Source organism: Glutamicibacter sp. ZJUTW, assembly GCF_008370855.1.
GTDB classification, from domain to species: domain Bacteria; phylum Actinomycetota; class Actinomycetes; order Actinomycetales; family Micrococcaceae; genus Glutamicibacter; species Glutamicibacter nicotianae.
In genome coordinates this window covers 412,483-436,855 of sequence record NZ_CP043624.1, presented here as the reverse complement: position 1 = coordinate 436,855, position 24,373 = coordinate 412,483, and the positions used below count along the sequence as shown (strand labels likewise).

Genomic DNA, 24,373 nt, shown 5'->3' with positions numbered 1-24,373 from the left:
TTTTCCTGCATCCCAATTGACCAGAAAGGCCGCCACGGTGAGCATCGAACCCGGCATCTACCAGCATTTCAAGGGACAGCGCTATGAGGTGCTGGCCGTGGGAAAGCACAGCGAGACCGAAGAGCCGCTGGTCTTCTACCGCAAGCTCTACGATGACTACAGCTTCTGGGCCCGGCCGCTTCAAATGTTCGCGGAACACGTTGAACGCGACGGCTACAGCGGACCGCGGTTCGCCAGGATCGCATAGGTCCGGTCGCGGAATTCCCTGGCTCTACTGCGAGTCGGCCTCGTTATAGCGTGCCAAGGCTTCGGCAAAGGTGGAGATCTGCTCTTCGCTCCAGCCATCCAGGCGGTCGGCTACCGCGGCGCGGTGCACTGCGGCGGATGCCTGAAGCCGATCGCTTCCCAGCTCAGTCAGTTCCAGTACGCGCCCGCGCCCTGATTCGGCAGCGTCATAGGCGATGTATCCCAACTCCAGCAGCGTGCCCACTTGCCGGGAAACTGTCGACCGGTTCAGCGAGAATGCCTCGGCAATGTCGGTAGCCCGGGTTCCGGGAGTATCGGCAATGAAGCGCAGCAGGGAATGCTCCACGAGCGTCAACGGCTCGGCCAGCTGGCGGGAGCGCGAATTTGCCCGCCGGGTAATCAGTTGCATGTGGTGGAAAATCGATTGGATGTCGGCTTCGCGCTGTTCCTTGCCCATGTACCGAGTCTAGTACCCAGGGCTTCATCGGAATCTTAAAGTTGCATCATGCAACATTAAGAGTATTCTTGGGTGCTGATGACTCTCACCGACACCGCCCCGCGCCCATCCTCCGACTCCACGCAGAACGTCTGCGTGGACGCAAAGCCGTCCCCTGCGCCCAAGCGGGCACCGCTGGGCTGGGGAAAGCTGGCCTTGACCATGCTGATCCCGTTCTTCCTGTGCGCAATCATGGGCTTGTTCTATCTGGGCGCGTTCCATGCGCCCAGTCCGCACAACGTGCAGGTAGCAGTCGTCAGCGGTTCCGCGCAGTCCAAGGTCTTCGCCCAAACCTTGCAGGATGAATCCGACGGCGCCTTGGGAGTGCGCACCGTCGCTGATGCCGCGCAGGCTCGGAAACTGGTCGGACAGCGCGAACTCGCGGCCGCCTACGAAACAGGCAACGGCACCGCAACGCTGTACATTTCCAGCGCGGCGTCGGAAACGTCGGCGAATATCGCCCAGAAGATCTTCATGGACGTGGCCTATGAGCAGGACCTGCCCTTGCGCATCGAGGATGTCGTGCCCACCGGAAAGCAGGACACCACTGGGCAGGGCCTGTTCTTCCTGCTGGTTGCATTGAGCATTGGCGGCTATGCCAGCGCCGTTCCGCTGGCCGGGTTCATGGGCAAGGTCAAGCTGCCGGTGCGCCTGGTCCTGGCGGCGGTCGCCGCCGCAGTGGTTGCCACGATCGCAGTGCTTATCGCAGGTCCGGTCTACGGGATCATCGAGTCCCGGTTCACGGGCATCTGGATGATTTCCTGGGTTTATGCCGCCGGCATCACCTTGCTGGGCCTGGGCCTGCATCCGCTGATGCGCCACTGGACCACTCCGGTGCTGACGCTATGCTTCGTCGCGTTGAACTTCACCAGTTCCGGCGGCATCTTCCAGCCCCAGATGCAGCCCGGCTTCTATGGTGCACTGAACTCGTTCTGGAATGGCGCAGGGTGGCTGCATGCTGTGCAGACCCTGGTCTACTTTCCCGAGCAGTCCATTAGCATGGATATCCTGCGGCTGCTGTTGTGGCTCATTCCCGGGATCCTGCTGGTGATCCTGACCCACGCCTGGAGCGTGCGCAGAACCCGCATCGCGAACGAGCATGCCGCGATCCAGGACGTCGAAGAGGCTGTAGCGGCCTAGCCGGCAGGCAGCCTTGATCGTGCTTTGGCCAGCGCGCGCCGCAGTCCGTCGACCGCATCACCCATCGCCGGGGTGCCGGCATCCTGGAATGATCCCATGCCGCCTTGGTAGTGCCGCATCGCCTGCGCGGCGGCCTCACGCAATTCCTCACGGGTCGAGACCTGCCCGAACAGCTCGCCGAGCGACTGTGCCACGCCCGCCCGCTGCGCATCGCCGTCCATTGCCGCCGCCTCGCGCAGATTCGAGATGGCTTGCCGGATCTCGCGCAGGCGTTTCTCTACTGCGTGCATGCTTCTAGGCTAGCCGCCGCCTTGCTGCCGGCGCTATTGGCCCAACGCGGCGCGCACTTGTGGCAGGACTTCTGTGGCCAGCAGCTCGATGGAACGCAAGGTCTGCGCCTGCGACAGGCCGCCCAGACCCACCTGCGCCAGGAAACGGGTGTGGCCCAGGATCTCGTGCTCCCACAGGATCTTGTCCACGATTTCTGCCGGGCTGCCGGCAAAGAGCGCCCCGCGCGGGGAGGCCCATGCCTCGAAGGATTCGCGATCCAGAAATCCTGCACGCGGCATGTTCTGCCCGATGTAGGAGCTGTAATGCGGGTAGAAGCTGTTCCGGGCGCCCTGCGAGGTTTCCACGGCATAGAAGTGCGAAGTTACCCCGATGCGTCCTGGCTCGCGCCCGGCTTCGTGCGTGGCACGGCGATAGAGCTGGGCCAGCGGCCCGAAGCGTTCAGGTGCGCCGAGGATCGCCAGGTACAGCGGCAACCCTAGCCGGCCGGCACGCACCGCCGAGACCGGCGTGCCGCCTACGGCTGCCCAGATGGGCAGTTGCTCCTGAACCGGACGAGGCCAGACCCCCGCCTCATCCAGCGGCGCGCGGGTGTTGCCGCTCCAGGTCACGGGGTTTTCGTCGCGGATCTTCAGCAGCAGATCCAGCTTTTCCTCGAAGTACTCGTCGTAGCGCTCCAGCGACTGGCCGAAGAGCGGGAAGGATTCCAGGTACGCCCCGCGGCCGGCGGTGATTTCGGCGCGGCCGCCGCTGATCAGGTCCACGGTGGAGAAGTCCTCGAAGACGCGTACCGGGTCGGCTGAGGAAAGCACCGTGACGGTGCTGGTCAGCTTGATGTTCCTGGTTTGCGCTGCGGCGGCCGCGAGCACTACCGGAGGGACGGACACCGCGAAGTCCTCGCGGTGATGCTCGCCCACGCCAAAGACGTCCAGTCCGGCCTGGTCTGCGACCCGCGCCCATTCAAGGATGTCGCGCATCCTGGTGGCCGCATCGATGGGCTTGCCGTCGGCATCACTGGTCAATTCCCCGAAGGTGAAGATGCCGATTTCAAAGGGCGCGCCCTGGCTCATGCGTTGCCTGCCGCCATCGCATCCAGCTGCGCGGAAATATGGCTGCGCACGTCGTACAGCTCATCCATGTTGATGCCGTGGGCCAGCCCCGGGTAGGTCCGTTCATTCAGGGTCGAGTGCTCGGGCAGGAACCCGGCGGTCCGTTCGATGGCGACCGGGGCGATGACCCGGTCTTCGGTGCCGCGGCCCCAGAAGACGGCGGGTCGCTGGGCGGCGATGATTTCATCGGCTGGCTGGGTGCCGCCAAGCACGAAACCGCCGAGGATCGTGGTGGCCAGGACGCGCTCGGGACGGGTGCGCAGCAGCTGGCTGGCCATCAGCCCGCCCTGGGAGAAACCGACCGGAATAATCGTGGTGGAGGCGTCCGCATTTGCGTCGATCCAGGCCCAGATGGCTGCGGTGGCCGCTTCCACCGGTGCCGCGTCGGGGACGCCCGGTGTGGTGATCTGGAACCAGGCGGCCCCGCCGTGGCCCAATTCCAGCGGTGCGCGCAGCGAAGCCCACGGCAATTGAAGGCCCAGCGGTTCGGCCAGCGAAGCCAGGTCGTGCTCATTGGAGCCGAAGCCATGCAGGAAGACCAGCACGGCGCCGGATTCCGCGGCGTCATCCCAGTTGGAAGAACGCACATCGCTCAACAGGTTGCTCATGGCAGGTCAGCTCCTCATCAGTTGCCGGGGGCAGTGCCGGAGGCGGAAGTTCAGCTTTCACGGCAGCCTTCCCGGCAAAGTTCATAGTCCAAGCATACTGGAATTGATTGAAGATACAAGTAAATTTTTTCCATCCACCTCGTCACATACACCCGACCAGGCCCATTCGGAATTTCTGAAGCGAGCTACACTGCGATCCAGTTCACCCTCTGCCAAGAGCCGCGCGGCAGCAGGACGAACCTGCTGGTCAACAAAGATAATCCCGGCCCGGAATCGGCCCGAAGCGAATGCGAAAACTCGGGGATTCGCCTTGGCGGAATCATTGAATCCGGAGGTATCCCATCCCACTTCACGCAAGAATTCGGCGGCAGAAAACTCTGGACAGCGATCAAAATTACTGTGATCATTTCGTTTTACTACTGGCCGGTAGCAAGTTTCTTCCAACTTTTACCCGAAGGACAACCATGCAACGACGCATACTCTCCGGTCTGGGCGCACTGTGCCTGGCCGCCGCAGCACTCGCCGCTCCGGCCGTCGCGCCAAGCCCGGCAAGCACCGCGCAAGCCGGCACGGTTTCCACTCTTGGCATCAGCCCAGTGGGAGCCAACGACTGGGACTGCACGCCCGATGCAGAACACCCCTACCCTGTAGTCCTGGTTCACGGCACCTTTGAAACGATGGACGTCAACTGGATCTCCCTGTCGCCCAAGCTCAAGCGCAACGGCTATTGCGTTTTCGCACTGAACTACGGCTTTGAAAACGGGCTTTCCGGGGCCGCGCATGTCCCCGACTCGGCGGCCGAACTGGGCGATTTCATTGACCGCGTACGCCAGGCCACCGGTGCCAAGAAAGTGGACATCGTCGGGCACAGCCAAGGCGGAATGATGCCGCGCTGGTACATGGGCCACATGGGCGGTGCGAAGTACGTCAACGACCTGGTGTCGATCGCCCCCTCCAGCCACGGCACCCAGGGCATCCTGGTCCCGACCGCCACTGGTGTGGCAATTGCCAACAGCATTGACACTTGGATCTGCGATTCCTGCGCCGACCAGGTGTCCGGCAGCGACTTCATGACCGAGCTGAATGCCATCGGCGACACCGTTGCCGGCCCGGACTATACGGTAATTGCCACCAAGTACGACGAGATCGTCATGCCCTACAAATCGCAGTTCCTGAAGGGAGAGAGCGAGCAGGTGACCAACGTCCTGCTGCAGGACAAATGCCCATTGAATATCTCGGGACACCTCGGCGTGAACGTTGATCCGGTGGTCCATCGCTGGGTGCTCAACGCCCTGGCCACCGATGGCCCGGCAGACCCCGGCTACCGCCCATCCTGCTACCTGTAAGCAGGCCAGTACGCGTCCCGGCATCGGCTCCCGGTGCCGGGACGCACCCGGAGCACCCCTAGGCAGTGCGCCAGCCAGCTACTAGATTGGTGGCCATGGACGTACTTTCCAGCAGGGTGCTGCTGCGGCCGGTGGATCTGGCCGCAACCCAGCGGTTCTACCGCGAAGTGCTGCAGCTGGCCGTGGCCCGGGAATTCGGTCCGGCCGAGCAGCCAGGCATGGTGTTCTTCCTGGGCAATGGCCAACTGGAAGTCTCCGGGCGCAGGGCGCCTGGCACGCCCTCCACCTTGGTGCTCTGGATGCAGGTGCGGGATGTGCGCGCGGAACTGGAACAACTGTCCGCCCGCGGCGCGAAGGTGCTCCGCGAGGCATGCCAGGAGGACTGGGGCCTGGTCGAGGCATGGATCGAGGATCCCGACGGAACCAGGATCGTGCTGGTGCAGGTGCCGGCAGATCATCCGCTGCGCCGGGACGTGCGCGGGCCGCGAAAATAAAAGCTGGCGTGCGTGCCGTGCCCGTGGCAAGCTGAAACCGAGCGCCGCTGAGGAGGTCGGCGGCCCGTGGAAAAGGGGCATGCCATGCGTTTCGACCCGTCCAGGACTGCAGTGGTGTCCATCCACAATCAAAGGGACATCATCGGGCCCGATGGCGCCTTCGCGCACCTGTTCCACGAGCAGATCACCGCCCGGAACGTGGTGGGCAAACTGTCCGGGCTGCTGGACCAGGCCCGCACGGCCGGCGCCACCATCATCTACACCCGTATCGCCTTCGCCCCGGACTACAGCGACCTGGTGCCCAATTCCCCGCTGCTGCAGCTGGTGCAGCAGGCAGGCGCCCTGGTGGACGGCACCGAATCGGCGGCCATCATCCAGCCGCTGCTGCCTGGCCCCGGCGACGCGGTGATCACCAACCAGCAGGTCGGCGGCTTCGGCACCGAACTAGCTGGGCTGCTCGAATCCGGTGGCATCGACACCCTGCTGATTGCCGGGGTGGCGACGAATATCTCGGTGGAAAGCACCGCCCGGGCGGCTGTGGACCACGGCTGCCGGGTAGTGATCGTGGAAGATGCCTGCTCGGCGGCCGCCGAGGCCGCCCATGCGGCGAGCATCGAATCGCTCGGGCTGCTCGCCACGATCACCGGCTGCGCCGACATCCAATGGGATCCGGCCGCTGGCTGATCCACGGCGGCCGCTAGCGGCTGGCGGCCAGCGCCTCGCGCACCTGCTGCGCGGCTTCGAGAAGCCGCGGCAGCACCGCCTGGGCGGCATCCTGCGCAGTATCAGCGGTATTCGGATGCACGCTCATCGACACGTTCATCGCGGCCACTACGGTGCCATCGGCGCTGAATACCGGCACCGCCACGGAGCGCAGCCCGATTTCCAGTTCCTGGTCCACCACCGCATAGCCCTGGGCGCGGATCTTCTCCAGTTCCTCGCGCAGCGCAGCCGCATCTCCAATGCCCAATCCGGTCATCGACTGCACCCCGGCGGACAGCACCTCCTGCTGGATTTCCGCCGGCTGGTGGGCCAGCAGCACCCGGCCCATGGAGGTATTGGCCGCAGGGAAGCGGGTGCCCACCGAAATACCTACCCGCATGATCGAACGGGTATGCACGCGGGCGATGTAGACGATATCCGAACCGTCAAGGATGGAGGCGGAAGCCGATTCGTGCACGGCGGCCGAGAGTTCCTCGAGCACCGGTTCGATCAGCTGCGGCAAGGTGGCGCTGGACAGGTAGGCATAGCCCAGCTGCAGGACCTTGGAAGTCAGCTCGAAGTGCTTGCCGTCGGTGCGCACATAGCCCAGATCCACCAGGGTCAGCAGGAACCGCCGGGCGGTGGCCCGGGACAGGTTTGTGCGGGCGGCGACCTCGGAGAGGGTCATCGACGCGTGTTCTGCGTCGAAACTGCTGATGACCGCCAAGCCCCGGGCCAGTGACTGGACCGATGCGGTTGGTGCTGCCTGCTCGCTCACCGTGCTCCTTGCGCGTGCTCAAATGATTGCGGGGTGCGCGTCCGGGTTCCCCGATGCGCACCCCACTAATCTACTGTGTCTGCTATGCCTTGGTCAGTTCCACCGGGACCTTGGCCGCCAGCTGATCGAAGCTGATGCCATGGGTGGACCGCACGAAGACCTTGGAATCGCGCAGCTCGAAGACCGCGACTTCGGTGTAGATCCGCGAGACGCAGCCCAGGCCGGTGACCGGGTAGCTCAGCGCCTCGACGAGCTTGGATTCACCGGCCTTGGTGAACAGGCTCATCATTACCCAGGTCGCCTTGGCGCCGATGGCCAGGTCCATGGCGCCGCCCACGGCGGGGATGGCGCCTTCGGCACCGGTGTGCCAGTTGGCCAGGTCGCCGTCCTTGGAGACCTGGAAGGCGCCGAGCACGCACACGTCCAGGTGCCCGCCGCGCATCATCGCGAAGGAATCAGCGTGGTGGAAGAAGGAGGCGCCGGGCAGCTCGGTGACCGGGATCTTGCCTGCATTGATCAGGTCCTCGTCGATGTCCTCGCCGGTGGCGACCGGGCCCATGCCCAGCATGCCGTTCTCTGTGTGCAGGGTAACCCCCTGCTCCTTGGTGAGGTAGTTCGAGACGTTGGTCGGCTGGCCGATGCCCAGGTTCACGAAGGCGCCGGCCGGGATGTCGGCGGCCACCAGCTGCGCCATTTCATCGCGGGTGAGCTTCGCCTCGGTGGTGCTGAATGCGCTCATTACTTTTCCCCTCCCAGTTCCACCACGGTATCCACGAAGATGCCCGGGGTGATGACGTTTTCCGGATCGATGGCACCGGCCGGAACGACCTCGTCCACCTGGACGATGGCCTGCTTGGCCGCGGTGGCCATGATCGGGCCGAAGTTGCGTGCGGTCTTGCGGTAGACCAAGTTGCCCAGCGTGTCGGCCTTCAGCGCCTTGATCAGTGCGAAGTCCGCATGGATCGGGGTTTCCAGCACATAGCCTTTGCCATCGATGATGCGGGTTTCCTTGCCCTCGGCCAGCAGCGTGCCGTAGCCGGTGGGAGTGAAGAACCCGCCAATGCCGGCCCCGGCGGCGCGGATGCGCTCGGCCAGGTTGCCCTGCGGCACCAGTTCCAGCTCGATTTCCCCGGCCCGGTAGGCCGTATCGAAGTGCCAGGAGTCGGACTGGCGCGGGAAGGAGCAGATGATCTTCTTCACCCGGCGCTCCTTGATCAGCAGGGCCAGGCCGGCATCGGCCTGCCCGGCGTTGTTGTTGACCACCGTCAGGTCGGTGGCGCCGCACTCCATGAGCGCGTCGATCAGTTCCATCGGCTGCCCGGCGTTGCCGAAGCCGCCGATCAGCACGGTGGATCCGTCGGTGATCTCGGCGACGGCGTCCGCGGCCGAGGTGGCAATGCGTGGTGCCATGATGCTGCCTTTCTACAAGCTACTTGGTTGCGTTCACGTTCTCGACGACGACTGCCAGCCCCTGGCCCACGCCGATGCAGATCGCGGCGATGCCGTATCGTTCGCCGGATTCCTGCAGCCGGCGGGCGACGGTACCCAGGATGCGCAGGCCCGAGGCGCCCAGCGGGTGGCCGATGGAGATGGCCCCGCCCCAGGCGTTGACGATCGCCGGGTCGATATCCCAGGCGCGGATGCAGGCCAGCGACTGGGCGGCGAAGGCTTCGTTCAGTTCCACCGCGGCGATGTCCGACCACTTCAGGCCGGCCTTGGCCAGCGCCTTGTTGGCCGCCTCGACCGGTGCGAAGCCGAAGAACTGCGGGTCCAGGGCGGCAGTGCCGTTGGAGACAATGCGGGCAATCGGGTCTGCGCCCAGCAGTTGCCCGCCGCGCTCGGAGCCGAGGAAGGCGGCCGAGGCGCCGTCGCTCATCGGCGAGGCGTTGCCGGCGGTGACCGTGGCGTTCTCCCCGGTGCGGAAGACGGTGCGCAGCTTGGAGAGGGTTTCGGTGGTGGAATCGGCGCGGATGGTCTCGTCGCGGGTGACTTCCACCCCGCGCTTGGTTGCCGGAGGCACCGGGACCACCAGGTTCTCGTACTTGCCGGCCTCCCAGGCGGCCGCCGCCTGCTGGTGCGAGCGGGCCGAGAACTCGTCCTGGTCCTCGCGGGAGATGTTGTGCTTCTCGCGCAGCTGCTCGGTGGCTTCGCCCAGCGACACCGTCCACTGACCCGGCATGGCCGGGTTGACCAGGCGCCAGCCCAGGGTGGTGTTGGCCAGTTCCATATTGCTCATCGGGAACGGGCGCTCGGTCTTGGGCAGCACCCAGGGAGCGCGGGACATGGATTCGACGCCGCCGACCAGAACCAGGTCCGCGTCGCCGGTGGCGATCTGCCGGGAGGCGGCGATGGAGGCATCCAGCGAGGAGCCGCACAGGCGGTTCATCGTGGTGCCCGGCAGCGAGGTGGGCAGGCCAGCGAGCAGGGTGGCCATGCGGGCCACATTGCGGTTTTCCTCGCCGGCGCCGTTGGCGTTGCCAAAGATCGACTCGTCGATTTGCGCACTGTCCAGCTGCGGAGCGCGGGCTACCAGTTCGCGCACCACGTGGGCGGCCAGGTCGTCGGGACGGTGGCTGGACAGGGAGCCGCCGATTTTGCCGAATGGCGTGCGGATTGCGTCGTATAGGTAGGCCTGCTGCATCGTCTCACTGCTCCATCGCTATAAGATGTTCACATTGTGAACTTATGTTCGTATGTTGAACTTTACCAGTTTCCACCCATCGGGCACAAGGGTTTGGCCAGTCCCACCTGTTCGCTGTGCGAACTTTTGGTCACTATGCGAATGAGGTGCTAGTCTCACTTGGTCATGAACTGCATCACTGCCATGGCGTCGCGTCTTCGAAAGGATCAAGATTGTCCGCGCCCACCACTAGCACCTCCCCACAACGACTCGGTGGCTGGATCGCCGCCCTCTGCTTTTTCATCGTGGTCTTCGAGGGCTACGACATTGTCGCACTGGGCGCCACAATCCCAATGCTCACCGACCCGGATGTCGGCGGCTTCAGCGTCGGAGCCATGAACTGGGTCAACACCTTCTCGCTGATCGGCGTGGGCGTGGGCGCCGCATTCATGGGCCGCTTGGCCGACCGCTTCGGGCGGCGCCGCCCACTGCTGCTCGCAGTGCTCGTCTTCTCGATCTTCACGCTGGTCTTCCCGCTCATGCCCTCGGCGTTCCTGATGGGCCTGGTGCGCTTCATCGCGGGCCTCGGGCTGGGCGGCTGCATGCCGGTAGCGCTGGCGCTGATGCAGGAGAACGCGCCGGTGGGACGCCGCGCGCTGGCCAACAACTTGCCGATGGTCGGCTACCACCTCGGCGCGGTGCTGGCCTCGCTGGCTGGCAAGGCCGCCGGCGTGCACTGGTCGCTGCTCTACTACCTGGGCGGCGGCCTGGGCCTGGCGCTGCTGGCGCTGCTGTGGTTCAAGCTGCCGGATAGCGAAGTGGCTGCCGCGGATGAGCGGACCTCGGCAATGGATGTGCTCAAGCCCAAGTACCTGCGCAGCTCCATCGGCTTGTGGATTGCCGCCTTCATGGGCCTGGTGCTGGTCTACGGCCTGAATGCCTGGCTGCCGAAGATCATGGGCGCTGCCGGCTACCCGGTGGCCGATTCTCTGACCATGCTCTTCGTGCTGAACCTCGGCGCGATTGCCGGCCTGATCATCAGCGCCTACGCGGCGGATGCCAAGGGCATCAAGCTCATCTCGCTGCTCTGGTTCGCCGCGTCCGCGGTGTTCCTGCTGCTGCTGGCCGTGCCATTCGGCAGCCAGGTGCTGCTCACCGCGATCCTGTTCGTCACCGGCATCTTCGTGTTCAGCGCCCAGTGCCTGATGTATGTCTATGCCGGGCACGTGTACCCGCGCGACATGGTGGCTACCGGCATCGGCCTGGCCTCGGGCATCGGCCGCTTCGGCGCCATCATCGGCCCCTACGTCACCGGCCTGATGGTTGCCGCGGGTACCGCCTACCCGGGCGCGTTCTTCCTCTATGGCGGCGCGGCTCTGATCGCAGTCCTGGTCATCGCGCAGATCCCGAAGCCGAAGAGCGCGTAGCCGCGCGCAGCAGCTGTTCCCTGCAAGCAACGCCGGGCCCCTTCCCAAGGGGCCCGGCGTTCTTCATGCTGCGATCGAGGCGCCTTTCACCTGTGCACTGCTATTGGGCGTTGAAAGCGACATCCAGCGGCTGCCACCCGGTGGTTTCGTCGAACTCCGGCTCCTGCACAGCCAGCCGGCAGATCGATCCGATGAAGTTCCCATCCTTGTCGTAGGCGACCTCGTCCCAGGTGCTGTCGATGCCCTGGCAGGACACCGGCTCAATCTGGCCGCTCGCCTTACCCCCGGAATCGAGCACCTCGCCGGCGGCGCGTTCCATCCCGAAGTTAGCAAAGGCCACCTTGTCATCGCCATCTTCTTCCTGGAACTGGTCCAGGCTGCTGGAGATCTCGACGATGCTGAACTGCCCGTCGGCAATGCTCCCGCCCTCGGCGTACACCCGGTCGATTGCGGCGATCTGCTCCTGGCACAGCGAGCAGTCCGGAGCGGAGAATTCCTTGAGCGACGCAGTGTCTCCGGTGGCCACCGCATGGTTCAGCAGGGCTACCCAGTAGTCGACAGCGGCTTCAAGGCCCTCCTCGGTTTCCTCCTCCAAGCCCGCAGGCGGTTGCGGCGCCTCGGCAGCCTGCTGCGCAGAATCCGAGCCGGATGCCGCCGTGGCGTCCGGCTGATTGCCGGCACCCTCCTCGGACACTCCGACGCAACCGCTGGCGGCCAGCGCCACGGCAGCCGACAGCGCAACCAGTTCCACTTTATGAATTCGAACCATGTCCACCCGCTCCTCAATAGGTACGCCCCCACCTGCAACCGACAATACATCAATCGGTTGGAAAATAGGATGCCGAGAGGCTAATTCATTCTCCGCTTCTTCGGCCTACTGGCCGCGGCCTGGAGTGGGAGGCGTTGGAGGCTGCTCATCGTGCGGATTGCCGGCACCCGGGTCGGGCTCCGTTCCCGGCTGGGGGACGCGCGGCGCCATGCCCGTGGCGGGACGCGGCGGGGTGAGCACCGAGGCATAGTCGTGCTCGTCCGAGTACCGCAGGAAGGACAGGTGCGTTTCGTAGCGGTCCAGCACATCGTTGATGACCTGGTCGCGTTCCAGGCCCATCAGGTCGTAGCCTTCGGAGCCGGTCTGGGTGAAGACCTCGAGCCGGAAATACACGTCGATTTCGCGGGACATCGAACGCGCGCCGAACATCGGCACAGGAGCTTCCACCGCGGCCACCTGGTAATGGAAATCCCGGTGGTCCGGGATGTGGATGACCAGAGCATGCTCGGGGATCTTCGTCTGCTCGTTGGGCGTGGTGGACAGCTCGGCCTGGTAGCCGAGTTCCTCGAATTCCTTCGCCACTTCCACCAGCGCCGGGTGGATGACCTTCTCCACGTAGCGGGCCACCTGCTTGTTCGACGGGTAGGAGCGCAGCTGGGCCAGCCGCTGGCGCCAGGTCTTGTCCGGGGCCGCGCCGCCATGCGCGGCGGTGGCCTTGCGCCGGTTCATCCGGCCCTCGCGTTCGGCGCGCTCCATGCGCAGCACCTTGGAGAAGGAAACCATCACCAAGTAGGCGATGATGGTCACCGGCAGCGCGAAGATCAGCGTGGCGTGCTCCATGGTGGTCACCCCACCGGCCACCAGCATGGCAATGGTCAGCATCGCGGTGGCCAAAGCCCAGAAGATGCGCAGCCACTTCGGCCCGTCCTGCGACGGGTCCGGGATGGTCGAGGAGAAGTTGGACATCACCATCGCGCCGGAGTTCGCGCTGGTCAGGTAGAACAGCAGGCCGGAAAGAGTGGCCAGGCCGATGAGGAAGGGCGCGCCAGGGAACATTTCCAGCAGCGCATACCATCCGTGCTCCGGCTCCGCCATGGCCCGCTCGGCGAAGCCGGTATTGCCGTCCATGACCACCTTCAGCGCGCTGTTGCCGAAGATCGAGACGATGAAGAAGTCGCAGAGCACCGGGGCGGTGATCGCCGCGATGACGAATTCGCGCAGGGTGCGCCCGCGCGAGATGCGCGCTAGGAACATGCCGACGAACGGTCCCCAGGCCAGCCAGAAGGCCCAGAAGAACAGCGTCCAGCTGGCCATCCAGTCGGGCCCGTCGGCCTCGTAGGCGAAGGTCTGCAAGGTGCGTTCGGGCAGGGTGAAGATGAACCGGCCGATGTTCTCCACCAGCGCGCTGAGCAGGAAGGAAGTCTTGCCGGTGACCAGGATGTAGAGCATCATGGCGGCCGCGGACCACAGGTTCAGCTCGGAGATGATGCGGATGCCCTTGTCCACCCCGGAGGTGCAGGCAGCGATGGTCAGCACCACTGCCACCCCGATCAGGGCGATCTGCAGGGCCAGCCTCTCGGGCAGCCCGAAGATCATCGAGAAGCCCACATTCAGCAGCACGACGCCGATGCCCATGGAGGTCGCGACGCCGAAGACGGTGCCCACCAGGGCGAAGATGTCGATCACGTCGCCGGTGCCGCCGCGCACGCGCTTGCCCAGCAGCGGGTAGAGCGCCGCGCGGATGGACAGCGGCATGCCCCAGCGGTAGGCGAAGTAGCCCATGGCCATGCCCAGCAGCGAGTACATGGACCAGCCGGCGATGCCGTAGTGGAACATCGTCCAGACCACCGCGTCCTGGGCGGCCGCGGCGGATTCGGGATCAGCCGCCGGAGGGGCGATGTACTGGGTAATCGGCCCGGTCACCGAATAGAAGAGCATGTCGATGCCCACGCCGGCGGCGAAGAGCATCGCCACCCAGGTGACCAAGTTGTATTGCGGCCGCGAATGGTCCGGGCCCAGCCGGACGCTGCCTTCCTTGGAGAAGGCCACCCAGAGCACGAACAGCACCACCGCGGTCACCGTCAGCACGTAGAACCAGCCCAGGTTCGTGGAGATCCACGATACCGCCGAGCGCATCGCCGAGGCCGCGGCATCCGGGGCGAGCATCGCCCACAGGGAGAATCCCAGAATGACCGCGGCGGCAATCACGAACACCCGCCAGTTGACCTTGGGACCGGGGTGCTCGATGAGTTCCCCGGGGCCCTTGCTCAGTTCAGTACTGGTGATCGGCGCCCTGAATTCCTCGGCTTCGGGATTCCTCGGCTTCTTGCTGACGCCGAACTTGCTGCGTTCAACGATAGGATTCGGCTTCTCGTCTGGATCCGGCGACGTGCCGCTGTGCTCTGCCATCATGTCCTCCCTGAAGTCCTGGTGCAATCACGACTCCGGATCCGCTCGTCCGCCTGTACTGCGCCACTCGCCCGGCGGGCGCGTGGCCCCCTCCGCAAGGCCGTGGTCATCGGTGTACCTGTGCTCAGCCTAGGCACGTTGCGGTTCGCGGGCTAGCATCCCGGGAGTTGAATCGCTCTCTTTCGCCTGGCCTCAGGCCGCTGGCCTGCTGGTCTAGAGTAGTGCCATGGCCAATTCGCCCAGCGGGGATTCGATGCTGGACCGCCTGGTGCGGATCCTTGATGCCTTCGACGCGCATAACCCGCAGCTGACCGTCAGCGCGCTGTCCCGCCGGGCGGATGTCCCGCTGGCCACGGCCTACCGGCTGGTCGAATCGCTGGCTGCCCACGACCTGCTCTCCCGCGACGCGGACGGGCAGGTGCGCCTCGGCTTGCGGCTCTGGGAGCTGGCCAATCGCAGCGCGTCCACGCTTGGCCTGCGCCAGGCGGCCCTGCCCTTCATGGAGGACATCAACCAGCTCATCGGCCAGAATACCCAGCTCTCGGTGCTGGACCGGGACGAGGTGCTCATTATTGAGCGGCTCTCCCGACCAGGTTCCGTGGTGAACCAGGCCAGCGTGGCAGGCCGGATGCCGGTGCACCGCACCTCGATGGGCATGGCCCTGCTGGCTTTTGCCCGGCCGGATGCGATCGCCGGGTATCTTGCCCGCCATCAGGCATCGATGGATGCAACCCACCCGGACTTCCGTGCCGAGATCGCGGAGATCCGCCGCAACGGCTACGCCTCCTTCGATGGTTTCATCGACCCGCAGACCACGGGCGTCGCCGCCCCGATCCTCGACGAGTCGGGCTACCAGATCGCGGTAATCTCGGTCGTGGTACCCAGGGATTCGGGAATCCTGCACTCCGCCGCGCTGGCGCTGCGCACCGCGGCCCGGGGCATTTCCCGCGCGCTGGCTCCGACCACCTGATTCCGCCGGTTCCCTGCCCAGCTAGGCCCATTGGCCCTGCAGGGCCGCCAGCGTCTCAACGACTATGGCGCTGCGGCTGACCGATTTCGGCATGGCCGCCACCAGCGAATTGGGCTCGGTGTGCTCGGCGAGCGGCCGGAAGACCAGCGGCCGGTCCTCCATGCTGCTCTGCGTGGGTTGCATCAGCAGCGAGTACGCCAACCCCCGGCCCACAACCGCATGAATGGAGGGCACATTCGACAGCAGCCAGCTGACCTGCGCCGTAGCACCGTGGCGCTTGAACTCGTCCAGCGTATGCTGCAGCGCCGGCTCCAAATCAAGGAATGCGGCCGGATACTCGGCCAGCTGGGCGAAACTGATCTGCTCATGCCGGGCCAGCGGATGTTCCGGGCTCACCACCACCTGCCGGTGGAATTCCTTGAGCACCACCAGCGCGCAGTCGGGACCGAATTGGGTTTCATAACCGAGGGACAGCTGCGTGCGTCCGGAGAAAAGTGCCTCCTGTATTTCGGGGCCGCTGCCTTCGATGAAACTGAGCTGCAGTTTCGGATGCCTGCTGCTGAACCACTCGATGAGGTGCGGGATGACATGGACCGCCAACGTGGTGAAGACTCCCACGGTCAGCCGCCCGGCCAGCCCGGTATGCACCTGGGAGACCGCATCTCGCAGATGCTCCACCTGATCGGTAATAATCCTCGCTCGGGTGGCAACCTCCTGGCCCTCGGCGGTCAGCGCGACGCCGCGGCCACGCTGGCGCATGGCGAGCGTGACTCCCAGCGCCTGCTCGAGCTGACCGAGGGCCAGGCTGACCGCACCCTGGCTGACGTGGCACAACCGCGCTGCCTGGGTCACAGATTGGGTTTCGGCGATTGCCGCGAAGTATTCGAGCTGCCGCAATGTCAGTTCGCTCATTAGTTCTCCTTATGGCCGTCTGCAGTAATTCTAGCTAGGCAAATGTGACGGCGGACACCAAACTGGAGTGAGCGTCCCGGGAAACCAGTCCATCCCCGGCATCATCCGTTGAAAGCGAGAGATCCAGCATGAGCCATTCCGAGCCCGCCGACCTGATTCCATACGTCGTCACCTTGGGCACCGCCGGCGGCCCGCGCTGGTGGAAAGACCACCGCGGCACCCCGAGATTCGGCATCGCCACTGCGGTGGTGGTCGGCGAGACCTGGTACCTGGTCGATTGCGGCCAAGGGGCTGGGCGCCAAGCCAACGCGGCAGGGCTGCAGATGTCGCAGCTGGGCGGAATCTTCATCACCCACATGCACTCGGACCACACCGTGGATCTGCCTTCGCTGCTGCTCTTCGGCGCCTTCGAGCTGAAGAACGCCACTCGCGGGCCAATTCCCATCATCGGTCCAGGCGACCGCGGCAAGCTGCCGCCACTCTCTCCCCGGGCGACCTCCGTGCCCGAGCCCATCGCCCCGACGCGTCCGACCCCCGGAATCGATGGCCTGGTCACAGGAATCCTTTCCGCCTACGCCACCGACTGCAATGACCGGATCTTCGATTCGCTGGCACTCTCCCCCTCCAGGCAATTCGACCCGCGAGAAATCCGCCTGCCCGAATCGATCGGCTTCGACCCCGACACCGAAGTGGCTCCACCGATGGAACCCATCGAAGTCTTCCACGATGGCAACGTCACCGTGACAGCCATCTTGGTCTCCCACCACCCCACCGCCCCGGCTTACGCCTTCCGCTTCGATACCACCGGCGGTTCGGTGACGATTTCCGGGGATACCGCGCCCTGCGCCAACATGGCGGCCCTGGCCCGCGGCACCGACCTGCTGCTGCACGAGGCCATCAATCTGGACATCCTGGCAGCGCAGTACTCCGACGCGCAAATGCTGCAGGCCACCATGGACCACCACCGTCGGGCGCACACCACGGCAGCCGAGGCGGGGCAGATCGCTGCCGAAGCGGGGGTCGCCCATCTGGCCCTGCACCATCTGGTCCCCAGCTACAGCCCTCCAGAGGCTTGGCAGGAGGCGCGCTCGCGCTTCAGCGGGCAGCTCTCAATCCCCGATGACCTCGACGTGATCCCCTTCGGACCGGGTGCCCGCGCCTCCTTGGCGCCGGCAACAGCCCGCACCAGCAACAACTAGCATCCCCAGCACGCACCGAAAGGACAGAGCCATGAGCCAGAACCCGCAGGCAATGCCACCCACACCGGCACCACAAGGCACGACCTACCATGCCAACCCCAAGGAGATGCGCAGGATCCTGTTTTCCAGCTTCCTGGGCACCGCCGTGGAGTACTACGACTTCATCCTCTATGCCACCGCCGCGGGCATCGTCTTCAACCAAGTGTTCTTCGCCGGCCTGGACCCGAACGCCGCACTGTTCGTTTCCTTCGGCACCTTGGCCGTGGGCTACATCGCCCGCCCATTGGGCGCGTTCATCTTCGGCAACCTGGGCGACAAGATCGGGCGCAAGGCCATCCTGATCACCACGGTGCTGGCCATGGGCATCGCTTCCACACTCATGGGACTGCTGCCCACCACCGCGCAGATCGGTGTCTGGGCACCGATTCTGCTGGTCAGCTTGCGCGTTTTCCAGGGCCTTGCCGTGGGCGGCGAATGGGGCGGCGCGATGCTGCTGGCCTTCGAGAACTCGAAAAAGAGCTCACGCGGCTTCGCCTCGGCCTTCGCCTACATGGGCGCGCCTGCGGGCACCATCCTGGGCACGCTGATCCTTTCCGGGATGTCGCTGCTGCCTAAAGCCGAATTCCTTGCCTGGGGCTGGCGGGTGCCGTTCCTCTTCTCCGCTGTGCTCATGATGCTGGCGATCTTCATCCGCATGCGCGTTTCCGAGTCGCGGATCTTCACCGAGGTCTCGGCAGCGGCTAAGAAAACCAAGAAGCGCATCCCCCTCGCCGAGCTGTTCCGCGATCACCGCACGCCGCTGCTGACCGCCGTGGTGGCCGGACTATCGGGCCAAATGGCACAGGGATTGATGGGTGCGTGGGCGATTTCCTTCGCCGTGCAGCAGGCCATCCTCGCCCAGACCGAAGTGCTGAACATCAAGGCCATTGGCGGGGTATTCACCGTGCTGGCCATCATCACTGCTTCCAAGCTCAGCGACCGGCTAGGCCGCCGCCGCATACTCATCTGGGGCAATATCGCAGCGATCCTGCTGGCCTTCCCGGTGATGGCCTTGCTGGAGATGGGCAGCACCGTGGCCTTCATGCTTGCGATCGTGCTGGGACTGAGCTTGGTACAGGGCTTTACGTCCGGGCCTTACGGCGCCTTCGCCGGCGAGCTGTTCCCAACCGCAGTGCGCTATTCCGGAACCTCGGTGGGCTATCAGCTGGCGTCCACCCTCGGTGCCGGTTTCACCCCGATGATCGCCACCGCCCTGGTGATAGCTGGCGGCGGGAAGCTCTGGCTGGTAGCGATGCTGTGGATGTCATTCTCCGGCATGTCCCTAGTTGCCTTACTGCGCTCGCAGGACCGTTCCGGTTCAGAGATCCAGAATTTGGACGCTGAGATGGGCTCGGCCATGACAGTCGGCAAATCCAGCGAGGCCCAAAGCCAGGAAGCCGCCGCAATGCGAAGCTGATTCCATCACTGCCGAGGAAAGGGCGAAGCCCGGGGCGATCCATCAGTGCGGATCACCCCGGGCTTCGCCCTGCTCCTGCGCGGCTCTTGGCTGACGCCGGGAATCTTCGCGCAGCTGTTCCAGCGCATCGGCCACTCACCGTGGCGACATGCGCCAGGCGACCAGACCACTTCCAAATTCTGCTCCATGTCATCAGCCACCAGCATGTGGGCGACTTCAGCCCGTCGAAGGTGTTCCGCGTGGCCGAAACGCCATGGGCACATGTGCCGACAATTCATACCGGGCCCGAACTTGCTAGCTGCTTCAGCAGGAGCCGCAGCAAGGGAACAACCTGCCGTCGAAAGCCAGAGTAAGCCCACTGACGAGCCGCACGGCGTACCCCAGCATCAGTTCCTATTTCGGGATGCGCGCCATGGCGGAATGGCTGCCGGATTCGCTAGATCCCTGGGTGAAATTGCGTTGGCTTCAACCTGCGGGACGCCCTAGCGCACCCTGAAGACATCGATGCGCACGCCGTCGGGACGCCGCTCGCCCACGCCGAGGAACAGCGTGCGGTTCATCCAGGCATGCGGACCCGAATCATCGGCCGAGAGCTGCGGGACGCAGCGGAAGTAGACCCGGGACGGATCCACGCGTTCCCCGGCCATCATTTTCTCCAGGTCCGCAGGGGCCGCTACGCGCACCGCCCGGTTCTCCACCAGGATGCGCTGCCCGTCCTGAAGCTCTAGCACGTAGTTCGCTTCCAGCAGGGCCAGATCCGCGGATGGGTAGCGCTGGAAGTCGGCTCCGGCGTCCAGCACCTTCCCGGCCAGCCCGGGGCCGGCGACGCGTCCGCCCCGGATCGGGGCCACCCTGCGGATGCCTTGGGCCGTGCTGCCGATCTGGATGGTTTCGCTGACCTCGACATCGATGCTGGCCACGAACTCAAGTGCCGGCGGGGTTGGGATGTGCGGCATTCCGTCTCCTTCCAAGAGCGCTTGCCTGCGGTTTTCGGCAGGCACAGCCTATTCTGCCTTGGCAGGCTGAACTGCGGCTTGCGCGGGCGCTGGCTGCTGCGCGTTGCCTGTTCCCGGCGAGCGCAGCAGCGCCAGGGCCACCGCGGCAACCAGCACCACGACGCCCACGCCCAGGTAGAGCTGGCCCGCGGTCCACGAGGCGTCGAGCAGCGTGCCTGCGGCCAGCGGGGCGAGGATGGCGCCGAACCGGCCGATGCCAATGGCCCACCCAACGCCCGTGCCGCGCGACTGCGGGGCGTAGGAGGCCGGGGCCAGGGTGTACAGGCCGGCCACGCAGCCGTTGATCAGCATGCCGACCAGAACCCCGAGCACGAAGGCCAGGGCGAGGACTCCGACCGCCGAGATGAAGACCACCATGAGCACCGAAGACAGCACGGTGAACGCGATGAGCACCTTGCGCACCGCCCACTTGGCAGTGAGCGCACCGAAGAGCAACGAGCCGAAGGTGCCGCCCAGGGTCAGCATCAATCCGCCGACCACGCCCTGGCTCTCGGTCATGCCCGCGGTGACCAGTAGCTTCGGGGTCCAGCTGTTCACGAAGTAGAAGCCGAACATCACGGCGAAGAAGGCCACCCAGATCACCGTGGTCACCCGTCGGGTCTGCGGGGAGAACAGCGCGAAGACGGCATTGCGGCCCGAGCCGGACGCGGTGCCGCCCTGCTCGGGCAGCACGACATCCTCGGTTCCCAGGCGCATCTTGCGGGCCAGCCGGCCCAGCTTCTGGGTAGTGCGCACAGTGCGCCGGGTGAGCAGGAAGTCCACGGATTCGGGGACGACTGCCAGCAGGGCGAGGAAGGCGACCATGGTCAGCACGCCGCCGAAAATGAAGACCGAGCGCCAGCCGTAGTGCGCCTGCAGCCAGACCGCTGCCATGCCGCCCAGGGTGGCGCCGACGCCGTAGCCAGCGGTGTAGATGCTCACCGCCATGCCGCGCCAGCGGCCATTGGAGTACTCGCTGGTGATCACGTTGGTGCAGGCCAGGATGCCACCGACGCCCAGCCCCGTGACGATGCGCCAGATGGCAAGGCTCGTCATGGAATCCGCGGTGGATGAGAGGAACATGCCCGCGGCGGCGAGCGCGGTGGTGCCCAGCAGCATCGGTCGGCGTCCGAACAGGTCCGCAAACGGGGCCAGGAACAGCGACCCGGCAGCCATGCCGAACAGGCCGGCACTGAGCAGCACGCCCAGCTGCGCTCCGTTCAAGGAGAACTCTTCGGAAACCTGGTTCGCGGTAAATGCCATCGCCAAGACGTCGAACCCGTCGAGGGCGTTGAGGAAGGTGCAGACTGCGACGACCAGCCATTGGAAGGCCGACATCGGCGAATTCTCGATTCTCTGCTTGATGTCCATGGGGAGCTGTCTCCAGTTTCGGGGTGCACCGAGCCGCCCGCGGGCCGGTTTCTGCGCGCGGGCGGTGGTGCTAGGATGGATGGTCGGCTAGTTCGGTTCGATGGTCACCACGGCCGGCCCGCTGCCGGCGGCGGCATCGGCCTTGGCGCCGGTCGGCGAGGTGATGGCGCGCGAGACGCAGCAGTTCATCTTGCTCGACTGGCGTTTCTGGCGTTCGGAGTAGAACACGTCGCGGTGGTCGATGCGCCCGGTGATCTCGGTGATGCGCACTTCGCACAATCCGCACTCGCCCTTGCGGCAGTCGGACATCATGTCCGCGCCGGCATCTTCCAGGGCTTCGAGCATGGACCGGCCCTGCGGGACCCGCACTTCCAGGTCCAGCTTGGGAACCCGGACTATGAATTCTTCCGGGTCATGCCAGCCCGAGTTGCCGAAGGTTTCATAGCGCAGCGCCGAAGGTTCCAGTTCGCGCTCGAGCCAGCCCCGGCGCACCGCATCCATGAGCCTGATCGGCCCGCACATGTACAGTTCGGTCTCTTCGCCGGCGCGGGCCAACAGCTGATCGACCTTCAGCGAGGTGCCTTCGTCATCGACGTGCACCTCCAGCCGGGAACCGTGCTCGGCCTGCAGTTCCGGAAGGTAGGCCATGGCCGAACGCTTGCGTCCGGCGAAAACCAGCGTGTAATCGGCATTCAGCCGCTTGAGCACCGACGCCATGTTCACCATGGCGGTGATGCCGACCCCGCCGGCCAGCAACAGGTAATGGCCGGCTCCCACGCGCAGCGGGAAATTCTGCAAGGGCTGGGTGATCTGCAACCGATCCCCCACCGCAAGCTCGTGCATGAAGGATGAACCTCCACGGGACAGCGGGGCCTTGAGCACGCTGATCACCAGGGTGCTTCCGTCCGCGCTGGACTCCACCACGGAGTAGGAGCGCTTGGCGTTATCGCCGTTGATCCGCACCATCACATCGATGTGGGATCCCGGCTCGGCGCGCTTGGGCTGCTGCGGGGCGAGCTCAATGCGCCGGATCCCGTCGGCCACCTCGACGCTGCGGGTGACTTGCGCGTCCTGCCAGACTTCAATATTTGTCGCTGCCATGATCGAGGCACCAACCTTTCATCTTGTGGGAAGGGCGCGCTAGGCCTTGGCCGGCTGATTCGCCTCGGCGGCGATCATGGATTCGAGGATCCGGCGCACCCACATGCCGCCGGCATCGATGTTCAGGTTGTAGAACTCGTAGTCCGGGTTCGCATCGATGGCTTCCTGCTGGGCCTTGAGCATCGCCTCGTCTTCGCCGAAGACGCCGTGCACGCCGTCGCGCAGCTGCGTGGTGATCAGCTGGCTGTCCAAGCAGTAGTTGCGCATGAATGCCCAGAAGTAGTGCGAGGAGCGGTCGGTTTCCGGGGTGATGGTGTTCATCACGAAACCGTTCACGCCTTGGCTGCGATCGCCTTCCGGCGCCCCGGTTCCGGCTTTGGCTACGCCCACGTCAATGGTGATGGTTGCCGGGGCCTCGAAGTGGATGATCTGCCAGCGGTCCACCTTTCCTTCGAAGCCGGGGAACTTGTCGCGCATGTTCTTCAGCCAGAATGGCGGGGCATCGATGTTATGCATCCAGCGGGTCACGGTGACCTTGTTGCCCTCATGGGTGGTGATGAATTCCGAGTCGCTGAGCTCATCCTGGCCAATCGAGGAGGAATGCACGAATTCCTCATGGGTCAGGTCCATCAGGTTGTCGAGGATCAGCTGGTAGTTGCAGTCAGCGGCGATGGTCATGCCATCCCCTGCCCACTGGTCGGAAGTCATCTGGTGCATATCCGGGACCAGCTGCGGGTCGGCCAGGGTCGGGTCGCCCATCCAGACCCACACGTAGCGGTAGCGCTCGACCACGGGGAAGGACGGAACCGTTGCCGAAGGGTTGATGGTTTCCTGGGCGGGCATGGAGACGCAGCGGCCGGCGGAATTGTAGACGATGCCGTGGTACGGGCACTGCAGCCCGTCCTTGCCCACGGTCTTGCCCATGGACAGCGGGGCCAGCCGGTGCCAGCAGGAGTCGGCCAGCGCGACCGCCTTGCCGTCCTCGGTGCGGTACAGCGCCACCGGGCGCTTGGCGATGGTGCGGGACATCGGCTTGCGAGTGACCTCGTGGTCCCAGGCTGCGACATACCAGGCGTTCAGCGGATGGCCCATGATCTTGGCGGTGGTGGTGCTCTTGGCTGCAACCTCGGTCATGACGGTCCTCTCGGTCATGGATCCGGCAGTGCTCGGCTGCGGCAGATCCAGCGTGTGGTTTGCTCAGGGTGGAATGCGCGAAACTATCTATGTACATAGATAGTTCGCATGCCATTAGACTAGCTATGCAGATAGTGATGTGCAATACATTTCTGGAAAGAGGCGGATTTGAGTCTTCGCAACGCGCTGCTTTCGTTGCTCACAGTTGAGCCGATGACCGGCTACGACCTGTACAAGGTCTTCGAATCCTCGGTAGGCCACGTCTGGCACGCCCCGGACTCCCAGATCTACCCCGAGCTCAAGCGCATGGAATCCGAAGGCCTCATTACCGGCCAAGATGTGCAGTGGGGCCAGCGTGGCAAGAAACGCCAATACACCATCACCAACGAGGGCATTGCCGAATTCAAGAGCTGGATGAACACGCCGCTGGAGTACGCGCGCACCCGCGACCCCGCTCACCTCAAGGCGGCATACTTGGAATGGGCGGACCCCGAGGCGGCACGCGAGCAAATGCGCCGGCATATCGCCCATTACCAATCCCTGCTCAAGCAGTGGCAGGAGCGGATTGTTGAATTGGAGCAAGGAACGAACTCCATGCTTGCCAAGCGCTTGAACAGCACGCCGCGCAAGGACTGGGAAGCCACCATCGCCTACAAGCGGTTCACCTATGAGGGCCTGGTTTCCCGGGCAGAGGCCGAAATCCAGTGGGCCGAGCGCGGGCTTCAACTCATTGACCGATTGAACGCCTAGCAACAGTTTGCAGGTACAGGAAAGCCGCCGGCCCAGAAAGGACCGGCGGCGTT

General features: G+C 64.9%; 25 protein-coding genes. 10 read left to right on the top strand and 15 right to left on the bottom strand.

Annotation, left to right across the window (positions count from 1 at the left end; translation table 11 throughout):
* Positions 1-37: 37 nt before the first annotated feature.
* A complete protein-coding gene (locus tag F0M17_RS02085) occupies positions 38-247 on the top strand; it encodes a DUF1653 domain-containing protein (RefSeq protein ID WP_038992430.1) in 210 nt (69 codons plus the stop codon).
* A 24-nt stretch (positions 248-271) separates the two neighbouring features.
* Here F0M17_RS02085 and F0M17_RS02080 read toward each other — a convergent pair whose 3' ends face one another.
* The gene (locus F0M17_RS02080) at positions 272-703 is read right to left on the bottom strand and encodes a MarR family winged helix-turn-helix transcriptional regulator (protein ID WP_038992432.1); all 432 of its coding nucleotides are present in this window, start codon (positions 701-703) and stop codon (positions 272-274) included.
* Positions 704-781: 78 nt separating this feature from the next.
* On the opposite strand from F0M17_RS02080, the gene F0M17_RS02075 reads away from it, so the two are divergent.
* A complete protein-coding gene (locus F0M17_RS02075; RefSeq protein ID WP_149596254.1) occupies positions 782-1,882 on the top strand; it encodes an ABC transporter permease in 1,101 nt (366 codons plus the stop codon).
* Here the strand turns inward: F0M17_RS02075 and F0M17_RS02070 are convergent.
* From F0M17_RS02070 to F0M17_RS02060, 3 genes are read right to left on the bottom strand one after another with little or no spacing between them, the layout of a single operon-like run.
* Complete coding sequence (locus F0M17_RS02070) at positions 1,879-2,172, bottom strand: hypothetical protein (RefSeq protein WP_038992433.1); 294 nt, start codon at positions 2,170-2,172, stop codon at positions 1,879-1,881. The two genes, F0M17_RS02075 and F0M17_RS02070, sit on opposite strands and share 4 nt — an antisense overlap.
* Before the next feature lie 33 nt (positions 2,173-2,205).
* Positions 2,206-3,240, bottom strand: coding sequence for an LLM class flavin-dependent oxidoreductase (locus tag F0M17_RS02065; protein WP_149596253.1), 1,035 nt, complete (start codon positions 3,238-3,240; stop codon positions 2,206-2,208).
* The gene (locus F0M17_RS02060; RefSeq protein ID WP_149596252.1) at positions 3,237-3,887 is read right to left on the bottom strand and encodes an alpha/beta hydrolase; all 651 of its coding nucleotides are present in this window, start codon (positions 3,885-3,887) and stop codon (positions 3,237-3,239) included. Before F0M17_RS02060 ends, F0M17_RS02065 begins: the two co-directional genes overlap by 4 nt.
* A gap of 464 nt (positions 3,888-4,351) precedes the next feature.
* Between F0M17_RS02060 and F0M17_RS02055 the strand changes: the two genes are divergently transcribed.
* The 3 genes from F0M17_RS02055 (at position 4,352) to F0M17_RS02045 (ending at position 6,411) form a co-directional block, all read left to right on the top strand.
* The gene (locus tag F0M17_RS02055) at positions 4,352-5,233 is read left to right on the top strand and encodes an alpha/beta fold hydrolase (RefSeq protein ID WP_149596251.1); all 882 of its coding nucleotides are present in this window, start codon (positions 4,352-4,354) and stop codon (positions 5,231-5,233) included.
* A gap of 95 nt (positions 5,234-5,328) precedes the next feature.
* Complete coding sequence (locus tag F0M17_RS02050) at positions 5,329-5,727, top strand: VOC family protein (protein ID WP_038992538.1); 399 nt, start codon at positions 5,329-5,331, stop codon at positions 5,725-5,727.
* A gap of 84 nt (positions 5,728-5,811) precedes the next feature.
* Complete coding sequence (locus F0M17_RS02045) at positions 5,812-6,411, top strand: cysteine hydrolase family protein (protein WP_038992539.1); 600 nt, start codon at positions 5,812-5,814, stop codon at positions 6,409-6,411.
* A gap of 13 nt (positions 6,412-6,424) precedes the next feature.
* Here F0M17_RS02045 and F0M17_RS02040 read toward each other — a convergent pair whose 3' ends face one another.
* The 4 genes from F0M17_RS02040 to F0M17_RS02025 form a co-directional block, all read right to left on the bottom strand.
* A complete protein-coding gene (locus F0M17_RS02040) occupies positions 6,425-7,207 on the bottom strand; it encodes an IclR family transcriptional regulator C-terminal domain-containing protein (protein ID WP_073707437.1) in 783 nt (260 codons plus the stop codon).
* A gap of 82 nt (positions 7,208-7,289) precedes the next feature.
* Positions 7,290-7,946: a 3-oxoacid CoA-transferase subunit B gene (locus tag F0M17_RS02035; RefSeq protein ID WP_038992440.1), complete on the bottom strand. Its 657-nt coding sequence runs from the start codon at positions 7,944-7,946 to the stop codon at positions 7,290-7,292.
* Positions 7,946-8,617 (bottom strand): 3-oxoacid CoA-transferase subunit A, encoded by a 672-nt coding sequence (locus tag F0M17_RS02030; protein ID WP_128471345.1) that lies wholly within the window; start codon positions 8,615-8,617, stop codon positions 7,946-7,948. The genes F0M17_RS02035 and F0M17_RS02030 overlap by 1 nt, the downstream gene beginning before the upstream one ends.
* A gap of 19 nt (positions 8,618-8,636) precedes the next feature.
* On the bottom strand, positions 8,637-9,848 hold the full coding sequence (locus tag F0M17_RS02025) for a thiolase family protein (RefSeq protein ID WP_149596250.1): 1,212 nt from the start codon (positions 9,846-9,848) through the stop codon (positions 8,637-8,639).
* 212 nt (positions 9,849-10,060) lie between these two features.
* On the opposite strand from F0M17_RS02025, the gene F0M17_RS02020 reads away from it, so the two are divergent.
* The gene (locus F0M17_RS02020; protein WP_073707433.1) at positions 10,061-11,254 is read left to right on the top strand and encodes an MFS transporter; all 1,194 of its coding nucleotides are present in this window, start codon (positions 10,061-10,063) and stop codon (positions 11,252-11,254) included.
* Positions 11,255-11,354: 100 nt separating this feature from the next.
* Here F0M17_RS02020 and F0M17_RS02015 read toward each other — a convergent pair whose 3' ends face one another.
* A complete protein-coding gene (locus F0M17_RS02015) occupies positions 11,355-12,023 on the bottom strand; it encodes a DUF6318 family protein (RefSeq protein WP_149596249.1) in 669 nt (222 codons plus the stop codon).
* Positions 12,024-12,128: 105 nt separating this feature from the next.
* Positions 12,129-14,432, bottom strand: a complete 2,304-nt coding sequence (gene betT / locus F0M17_RS02010; protein WP_149596248.1) for a choline BCCT transporter BetT — start codon at positions 14,430-14,432, stop codon at positions 12,129-12,131.
* Between the two features lie 226 nt (positions 14,433-14,658).
* Here betT and F0M17_RS02005 point away from each other — a divergent pair, with 226 nt between their 5' ends.
* Positions 14,659-15,402 carry an IclR family transcriptional regulator gene (locus F0M17_RS02005; RefSeq protein ID WP_149596247.1) on the top strand — a complete coding sequence of 248 codons (744 nt, stop codon included), beginning with the start codon at positions 14,659-14,661 and terminating at the stop codon, positions 15,400-15,402.
* A gap of 21 nt (positions 15,403-15,423) precedes the next feature.
* Here the strand turns inward: F0M17_RS02005 and F0M17_RS02000 are convergent, their stop codons facing one another.
* The gene (locus F0M17_RS02000) at positions 15,424-16,314 is read right to left on the bottom strand and encodes a LysR family transcriptional regulator (protein WP_073707430.1); all 891 of its coding nucleotides are present in this window, start codon (positions 16,312-16,314) and stop codon (positions 15,424-15,426) included.
* A gap of 128 nt (positions 16,315-16,442) precedes the next feature.
* Between F0M17_RS02000 and F0M17_RS01995 the strand changes: the two genes are divergently transcribed.
* Both F0M17_RS01995 and F0M17_RS01990 read left to right on the top strand, forming a co-directional pair.
* Positions 16,443-17,513, top strand: a complete 1,071-nt coding sequence (locus F0M17_RS01995; RefSeq protein WP_149596246.1) for an MBL fold metallo-hydrolase — start codon at positions 16,443-16,445, stop codon at positions 17,511-17,513.
* 31 nt (positions 17,514-17,544) lie between these two features.
* Positions 17,545-18,969 carry an MFS transporter gene (locus F0M17_RS01990; RefSeq protein WP_246857113.1) on the top strand — a complete coding sequence of 475 codons (1,425 nt, stop codon included), beginning with the start codon at positions 17,545-17,547 and terminating at the stop codon, positions 18,967-18,969.
* Positions 18,970-19,451: 482 nt separating this feature from the next.
* Here F0M17_RS01990 and F0M17_RS01985 read toward each other — a convergent pair whose 3' ends face one another.
* The 4 genes from F0M17_RS01985 to F0M17_RS01970 form a co-directional block, all read right to left on the bottom strand.
* The gene (locus F0M17_RS01985; RefSeq protein WP_149596245.1) at positions 19,452-19,925 is read right to left on the bottom strand and encodes a DUF3237 domain-containing protein; all 474 of its coding nucleotides are present in this window, start codon (positions 19,923-19,925) and stop codon (positions 19,452-19,454) included.
* A 48-nt stretch (positions 19,926-19,973) separates the two neighbouring features.
* Positions 19,974-21,335 carry an MFS transporter gene (locus tag F0M17_RS01980; protein WP_149596244.1) on the bottom strand — a complete coding sequence of 454 codons (1,362 nt, stop codon included), beginning with the start codon at positions 21,333-21,335 and terminating at the stop codon, positions 19,974-19,976.
* Positions 21,336-21,422: 87 nt separating this feature from the next.
* Complete coding sequence (locus F0M17_RS01975; protein ID WP_121866088.1) at positions 21,423-22,436, bottom strand: PDR/VanB family oxidoreductase; 1,014 nt, start codon at positions 22,434-22,436, stop codon at positions 21,423-21,425.
* 39 nt (positions 22,437-22,475) lie between these two features.
* Entirely contained in the window at positions 22,476-23,570 is a 1,095-nt protein-coding gene (locus F0M17_RS01970; RefSeq protein ID WP_149597683.1) for an aromatic ring-hydroxylating dioxygenase subunit alpha, read from the bottom strand.
* A 168-nt stretch (positions 23,571-23,738) separates the two neighbouring features.
* On the opposite strand from F0M17_RS01970, the gene F0M17_RS01965 reads away from it, so the two are divergent.
* The gene (locus tag F0M17_RS01965; protein WP_149596243.1) at positions 23,739-24,320 is read left to right on the top strand and encodes a PadR family transcriptional regulator; all 582 of its coding nucleotides are present in this window, start codon (positions 23,739-23,741) and stop codon (positions 24,318-24,320) included.
* Positions 24,321-24,373: the final 53 nt, after the last annotated feature.

What these genes read in the sequence shown, in the direction of transcription:
- F0M17_RS02080 (WP_038992432.1), bottom strand. Translation starts at nt 703, where the DNA reads ATGGGCAAGGAACAGCGCGAAGCCGACATCCAATCGATTTTCCACCAC.
- F0M17_RS02075 (WP_149596254.1), top strand. Translation starts at nt 782, where the DNA reads ATGACTCTCACCGACACCGCCCCGCGCCCATCCTCCGACTCCACGCAG.
- F0M17_RS02070 (WP_038992433.1), bottom strand. Translation starts at nt 2,172, where the DNA reads ATGCACGCAGTAGAGAAACGCCTGCGCGAGATCCGGCAAGCCATCTCG.
- F0M17_RS02065 (WP_149596253.1), bottom strand. Translation starts at nt 3,240, where the DNA reads ATGAGCCAGGGCGCGCCCTTTGAAATCGGCATCTTCACCTTCGGGGAA.
- F0M17_RS02060 (WP_149596252.1), bottom strand. Translation starts at nt 3,887, where the DNA reads ATGAGCAACCTGTTGAGCGATGTGCGTTCTTCCAACTGGGATGACGCC.
- F0M17_RS02055 (WP_149596251.1), top strand. Translation starts at nt 4,352, where the DNA reads ATGCAACGACGCATACTCTCCGGTCTGGGCGCACTGTGCCTGGCCGCC.
- F0M17_RS02050 (WP_038992538.1), top strand. Translation starts at nt 5,329, where the DNA reads ATGGACGTACTTTCCAGCAGGGTGCTGCTGCGGCCGGTGGATCTGGCC.
- F0M17_RS02045 (WP_038992539.1), top strand. Translation starts at nt 5,812, where the DNA reads ATGCGTTTCGACCCGTCCAGGACTGCAGTGGTGTCCATCCACAATCAA.
- F0M17_RS02035 (WP_038992440.1), bottom strand. Translation starts at nt 7,946, where the DNA reads ATGAGCGCATTCAGCACCACCGAGGCGAAGCTCACCCGCGATGAAATG.
- F0M17_RS02030 (WP_128471345.1), bottom strand. Translation starts at nt 8,617, where the DNA reads ATGGCACCACGCATTGCCACCTCGGCCGCGGACGCCGTCGCCGAGATC.
- F0M17_RS02025 (WP_149596250.1), bottom strand. Translation starts at nt 9,848, where the DNA reads ATGCAGCAGGCCTACCTATACGACGCAATCCGCACGCCATTCGGCAAA.
- F0M17_RS02015 (WP_149596249.1), bottom strand. Translation starts at nt 12,023, where the DNA reads ATGGTTCGAATTCATAAAGTGGAACTGGTTGCGCTGTCGGCTGCCGTG.
- betT (WP_149596248.1), bottom strand. Translation starts at nt 14,432, where the DNA reads ATGGCAGAGCACAGCGGCACGTCGCCGGATCCAGACGAGAAGCCGAAT.
- F0M17_RS02005 (WP_149596247.1), top strand. Translation starts at nt 14,659, where the DNA reads ATGGCCAATTCGCCCAGCGGGGATTCGATGCTGGACCGCCTGGTGCGG.
- F0M17_RS02000 (WP_073707430.1), bottom strand. Translation starts at nt 16,314, where the DNA reads ATGAGCGAACTGACATTGCGGCAGCTCGAATACTTCGCGGCAATCGCC.
- F0M17_RS01995 (WP_149596246.1), top strand. Translation starts at nt 16,443, where the DNA reads ATGAGCCATTCCGAGCCCGCCGACCTGATTCCATACGTCGTCACCTTG.
- F0M17_RS01990 (WP_246857113.1), top strand. Translation starts at nt 17,545, where the DNA reads ATGAGCCAGAACCCGCAGGCAATGCCACCCACACCGGCACCACAAGGC.
- F0M17_RS01985 (WP_149596245.1), bottom strand. Translation starts at nt 19,925, where the DNA reads ATGCCGCACATCCCAACCCCGCCGGCACTTGAGTTCGTGGCCAGCATC.
- F0M17_RS01980 (WP_149596244.1), bottom strand. Translation starts at nt 21,335, where the DNA reads ATGGACATCAAGCAGAGAATCGAGAATTCGCCGATGTCGGCCTTCCAA.
- F0M17_RS01975 (WP_121866088.1), bottom strand. Translation starts at nt 22,436, where the DNA reads ATGGCAGCGACAAATATTGAAGTCTGGCAGGACGCGCAAGTCACCCGC.
- F0M17_RS01970 (WP_149597683.1), bottom strand. Translation starts at nt 23,570, where the DNA reads ATGACCGAGGTTGCAGCCAAGAGCACCACCACCGCCAAGATCATGGGC.